8 protein-coding genes are annotated in these 4,939 nt (G+C 56.9%); 1 reads left to right on the top strand and 7 read right to left on the bottom strand.

The features are described 5' to 3' along the window. The 6 genes from P8Y64_13495 to P8Y64_13520 all read right to left on the bottom strand — a co-directional run. A partial coding sequence (locus P8Y64_13495) for a class I SAM-dependent methyltransferase (protein MEJ2061477.1) occupies positions 1 to 552 on the bottom strand: 552 nt, incomplete at its 3' end. After that, positions 549 to 1,367, bottom strand: coding sequence for a class I SAM-dependent methyltransferase (locus P8Y64_13500; protein MEJ2061478.1), 819 nt, complete (start codon positions 1,365 to 1,367; stop codon positions 549 to 551). The genes P8Y64_13500 and P8Y64_13495, both read right to left, overlap by 4 nt. Before the next feature lie 423 nt (positions 1,368 to 1,790). Further along, the gene (locus P8Y64_13505; protein ID MEJ2061479.1) at positions 1,791 to 2,558 is read right to left on the bottom strand and encodes an NYN domain-containing protein; all 768 of its coding nucleotides are present in this window, start codon (positions 2,556 to 2,558) and stop codon (positions 1,791 to 1,793) included. Positions 2,559 to 2,594: 36 nt separating this feature from the next. After that, on the bottom strand, positions 2,595 to 3,005 hold the full coding sequence (locus P8Y64_13510; GenBank protein ID MEJ2061480.1) for a DUF4440 domain-containing protein: 411 nt from the start codon (positions 3,003 to 3,005) through the stop codon (positions 2,595 to 2,597). Positions 3,006 to 3,018: 13 nt separating this feature from the next. Further along, a complete protein-coding gene (locus tag P8Y64_13515) occupies positions 3,019 to 3,381 on the bottom strand; it encodes a hypothetical protein (protein MEJ2061481.1) in 363 nt (120 codons plus the stop codon). Positions 3,382 to 3,406: 25 nt separating this feature from the next. Further along, complete coding sequence (locus P8Y64_13520; protein MEJ2061482.1) at positions 3,407 to 3,970, bottom strand: hypothetical protein; 564 nt, start codon at positions 3,968 to 3,970, stop codon at positions 3,407 to 3,409. Positions 3,971 to 4,257: 287 nt separating this feature from the next. Here P8Y64_13520 and ispF point away from each other — a divergent pair, with 287 nt between their 5' ends. Then, a complete protein-coding gene (ispF, locus tag P8Y64_13525; GenBank protein ID MEJ2061483.1) occupies positions 4,258 to 4,731 on the top strand; it encodes a 2-C-methyl-D-erythritol 2,4-cyclodiphosphate synthase in 474 nt (157 codons plus the stop codon). Positions 4,732 to 4,759: 28 nt separating this feature from the next. Here ispF and P8Y64_13530 read toward each other — a convergent pair. After that, a partial coding sequence (locus tag P8Y64_13530) for a lysine 2,3-aminomutase (protein ID MEJ2061484.1) occupies positions 4,760 to 4,939 on the bottom strand: 180 nt, incomplete at its 5' end.

Raw genomic sequence — 4,939 nt, forward strand, 5'->3', positions numbered from 1 at the left:
CTGCAGGACGCCTGCCGGACAGTCGTCCGCCTGCATGGGGTCGGTGAAAACCAGGTCGCCGCCCGGGCGCAGCACCCGTGCGATCTCACCGACCACGCGGTCGCGATGTCCGCTGTGCAGGATGGCATCCTGCGACCAGACGACATCGAAGGTGTTGTCGTCCGCCGGAATGGCTTCGAAGCTGCCGTCCACCACGTCGATCAGGTGGTCGAGCCCCTGGTCGTGGTTCATCTCGCGGTCGCGCGTATTTTCCTTCTCGCTCAGGTTGAGCGCCGTCACGCGGCAGCCGTAGGTCTTGGCCAGATAGCGGGCTGCGCCGCCGTAGCCGGCGCCGACGTCCAGCACCCGGCTGTCGGGACCGAGCCCGTTGACCTGTGCGGCCATGCGCTCCACGGTACGCCGGCTGGCCATGGCGATCGGGTCTGCGGGGGATTCATATATTCCGATATGAATATCCTCGCCGCCCCAGACGTGAAAATAAAAATTGTCTGCGTCGTCGCTGTTGTAATAACTGCGCGCCGTCTCGACGACTTCGGAGTAACCATCGCTCATTTCGATTCTTCCCCTTCGATGTAGCGTTTCTCGGCCACGTGGATGAAGAAATCCGGCTCCGTCTCGCGGTAGGTTTCCTGGAAGTCCCCGTACGTGGTGACGCGCTGAAACCCGACCTCGTGCAGCAGGCGTTGAACGTAGTTCTTGCGCAGGGGGAACATGTTCAGATGAAACACGTTGTCATCGGCAAATTCGTAGCGGAAGCGCGCCAGCGAGTCGTCTACGTGCTCGGGCGTGGCCCGCACGTTTTCTCCGCAGTAGTAATAGTTGTGGCTGGGTTCGATCTGGTGGTCCAGGATGGCGTCGTAATTGCGCTGATCCAGGATCAGGATGCCGTCGTGACGCAGGGTGGCGTAGAACTCGGCCAGTGCCTTGCGGCGGTCCTGTTCTTCGTGCAAGTGGGTAAAGGAGTTGCCGAGGCAGATCACGGCGTCGTAATAGTCATGCACGTCCTTGTTCAGCCAGCGCCAGTCCGCCTGGACGGTACGCAGAATATGGTCTCGTTTTCTGGCGTTCTCGAACGCCTTGGCGAGCATTACCGGGCTGCCGTCGGCGCTGGTGACCTCGAAGCCGGCCTTGAGTAGCTGCACCGAATGAAATCCGGTACCGGTGGCGACATCCAGCACTTTTTTGGCGCCGTGCTCCCTGAGTACCCGTTTCAGGAAATCGCCTTCGCTGTCCGCGCGGCGGTCCCAATCAATCAGTTCGTCCCATTTCTCCACGAAGGCCTGAACGTATTCAGCCTGATAGTGATTGGTATCGCGAACGGCGAGTGGATCCGAGCCGTAGTCTTGTTGTGCTTCGCTATAAGCCATGTCACCTCCTGTCCCGTGCGGGGACAAATAGAGGAAAGACACGAGCAGACCCGGCAAGCGCCTTTCCTGGTTGATTCTCATGCCGCTCTTGCGAGCGGTACCGCAACACTTCGTTTTGCCGATCGGCGCGGGTAGTGCGCCGAGATGTGCGGACCTTGGTTGTCCGCGCGGAACACGTACGATGACGTTGTGATGTGGCGATGTTGCATCGCCGGACTGATCAGACGCGCAATGGCGTCAAAGCGCTGAGGCCTTCAAAGACCTCGCACTATGCTACAGAACTGACAGAATATATCTACCCCATGTAGATGACAGCCGTTTTACGGCGGCAATACCGGGGCCGAGAAAGGTGGGGTGGTATGTCGGCCCGTGTGATATCAGAGCCGCTTGGATATCGTCGATATCGTGAGCGTGATTCGGTACTTATTTCTTGTTATTACGCTTGTCACGGACATACAGCGCCTTTGACTTGGTGTCGCCGACCTGCCTTTCCTCGGTGTCGAACAGCTTGGTAGCCCGAACCAGTTCGCCCAGCTTCGCGTATCCGTAGTTGCGCGGGTCGAAGTCCGGCGACTGCTTGGCGATATTGCTGCCGACCGGTGCCAAGTGGGCCCAACCGCTTTCGTCCGAGGATGCTTCCACTGCGTTGCGCAGCAGGTTTACCAGCTTGGCATCCTGTTTCAATTCGTTGCTGGACTTTTTTGCGATCTGTTCGGTTTCATCGGTCCTGGCGCGCAACACCTCCGTGTAAATGAATTTGTCACAGGCCGAAACGAAAGCGGGCGGGGTCTTTTTTTCTCCGAATCCGTAAACCAGTAATCCGGATTCCCTGATTCTCGATGCCAGTTTGGTAAAGTCGCTGTCGCTGGAGACGATACAGAAGCCGTTGAAGTTGTCGGTATACAGCAAGTCCATGGCGTCGATGATCATGGCGCTGTCGGTTGCGTTCTTCCCTTTTGTATACGCGAATTGCTGCATCGGCTGAATGGAATGCTGTAGCAATACGTCCTTCCATTTTTTAAGGGTCGGAGCGGTCCAGTCTCCGTAGATCCGCTTGACGTTGGCGGTCCCATAATTGGCTATCTCGGCCAGCAGCCCGTCCACGATGCTGGGTTGGGCATTGTCCGCATCGATGAGAACCGCCAGCTTGTCAGTATTTTCCATGGCTGTGTTCCTTCTCTCAGGTTGCATCTCACGGTACCGGTAATAACCGAATCCCAGCGCGGATTATTCCGGTTCGGCAATCGTCCCCTGGTGATAGACGATCTTCCAGCCTTGTGCTGTCCGGCGCCATATGGTGGCGCGGCGTGTGACACGTGGGCCCTGCAGCAGAGTGTAGGTGAGAAGATAGTTGTCCGGAGCGATCACCTGACAATAAAAACCCCTTGTTTCCCAGTCGTCGTCGGCTGGTTTCGAATGCCGTTCCTCAAGGATATCAAGTACATAGGATCTGCTGTAGCGCTGACCGGATGCGCCGACCTCCCAGAAGGCCTCGTCCATCATCGATTCGAATGCTTCGCGAGTGGCCCCGAGTCCGGCTCGATGGAAAATCGGTTCCCGGCCGATCAATTCATCCTGAATTGCACGCAGGTGAGGTGGTGTTATGAGAGAAGGATGAATTGAGTTGTTGGATGACATGGATGTGTTTCCGTCAGCGAGATTGTCCTTGGTTTGGAACCCGGGACTTGCCTTCCAGGGTGAGGTTAGTCGGATGGATACGGGGGGGCGACAACCATCGGATTTGCGGGATCGGTTGCTCAGCGCCCATGGCGGAACAGAATCGTTCAGAGGTCGGTACGGAAAATTCGATCGGGCTGCCGGTGTCGCAGAGGTCGCCCTTCAGGTCGGCGAATCCCGCATTGGGGATATGAGCGCGCTCATAGCTGGCGCGTCCGCTGACATTGTGGAGGCCAGCGTCATATTCAGATTCCTGGTAAACCGTGCAGTCGAGCACGACCAGGTCAGGATTGTCGCTGTGCTGACCGAGCCAGTCGGTCGTTATCAGTGTGTCCATGATCTCATCTACTTATTAATTCAATCTAAGGATTATGTTGGGTAACCGGTGTGCGATGGAAAAGGATGGCGAGAGACCAGGTTGAGACTGGAAATGTTATCGCCCAAAGCGAAGCGATCCATAACAGCGGATGGAAATACATCTGCAGCGCAAGGAACGGAAGCAAAAGGCCATTTGCCGTCAGCCAGAATCGAGCGGTTTGCACTATCCCCTTACCGACCAATGCCTGGGCCAGTAACAGAGTTGAAACGCTCATAAAGCTATAGCCAAGAATGTCGACAGCATACAAAAATGAATTGAAGGGTATGAACAGGAATGGCTCAATGCCTGCAATATGGTTTTGCGCCATCCGTGGTGCGACAAGGGTAAGTTGAACAAAATAAACGATGCTTATCAGGGCTGCATACGCGGTTGCGAATGCGACTGCTGCCTGACTCCAAACCTTTCTATCGTTGGGTATCAGTTGATGAACGCTCACAACAAGTAACAGAAACGCTGAGCCAAGAAACAGCGAAGGTGTCAGCAAGATGATGAGTCCTAAGATGGTGCTGGAGCTTTCAGGTCCACCTTTAGATCCCAGCCATCCCATCCATTCGGCTAGCTGGCCCACGATGTATAAGAGGCTGAACGCCGTGGTGCATACTGCAGACCAGAATCCGACTGCTTTGGTCGATGGGGAAACTGAGACGGTCACATTTTCCAGCCGTTGTGATGGTTTTTCATTATTGATGTTGCCTCATCACAGTTTATGGCGTTTCAGGTAAGCTCAAGTTGCTTATTTAAGTCCGTATAATCAGCATGTCAATTAATGGAGTGCGATCCTAGCCGGCCTGAAAGGGCTGGCCAGCCACGATCAGAGACTAAACAATGACTGATATCCGCATCGGCCATGGCTACGACGTCCACGCCTTCAAGGCGGGGGACCATATCGTCCTGGGTGGTGTGCGCATTGCACACGACAAGGCTTTCAAGGCGCATTCGGACGGGGACGTGCTGATTCACGCCCTGTGCGACGCGTTGCTGGGGGCGGCGGCACTGGGGGATATCGGGCGGCATTTCCCGGATACGGACCCGGATTACGCGGGTGCCAACAGCCGGGTGTTGCTGGCCGAGGTGGTGAAAATGCTGGCCGAAGCCGGCTGGCAGGTGGGCAATGTGGATGGGACGGTGATTGCTCAGGCGCCGAAACTGGCGCCACACATCGACGCCATGCGCGAGCACCTGGCGGAAGATCTGGGAGTGGGGCTGGATCAGGTGAACGTGAAGGCCACGACCACCGAGCACCTGGGATTCACGGGGCGCGAGGAGGGCATCGCCGCCCACGCGGTGGCGCTGATTATGCGCGGCTGAGGCGCGCGCAACCAGCGCCGGGTCAGGTTCAGGCGCCGGCCAGAGCGGCGCGGTCGTTCATGGCCTGGAACTCGTCCTCGAAGAAGAATTTCTCCTCCCCGAAGGCGGGCCGCAGGTGGTTGAGCCAGGTGGCCTCTTCGTCGTATTTGGCGAAGAAGGGGCGCTGCACCCAGTCGGGGTTGCGGCCCTGGATAAAGCGCAGCACGAA

The organism is Gammaproteobacteria bacterium, from assembly GCA_037388465.1.
Taxonomy (GTDB): domain Bacteria; phylum Pseudomonadota; class Gammaproteobacteria; order SpSt-1174; family SpSt-1174; genus JARRKE01.

What these genes read in the sequence shown, in the direction of transcription:
- P8Y64_13500 (MEJ2061478.1), bottom strand. Translation starts at nt 1,367, where the DNA reads ATGGCTTATAGCGAAGCACAACAAGACTACGGCTCGGATCCACTCGCC.
- P8Y64_13505 (MEJ2061479.1), bottom strand. Translation starts at nt 2,558, where the DNA reads ATGCAACCTGAGAGAAGGAACACAGCCATGGAAAATACTGACAAGCTG.
- P8Y64_13510 (MEJ2061480.1), bottom strand. Translation starts at nt 3,005, where the DNA reads ATGTCATCCAACAACTCAATTCATCCTTCTCTCATAACACCACCTCAC.
- P8Y64_13515 (MEJ2061481.1), bottom strand. Translation starts at nt 3,381, where the DNA reads ATGGACACACTGATAACGACCGACTGGCTCGGTCAGCACAGCGACAAT.
- P8Y64_13520 (MEJ2061482.1), bottom strand. Translation starts at nt 3,970, where the DNA reads ATGGGATGGCTGGGATCTAAAGGTGGACCTGAAAGCTCCAGCACCATC.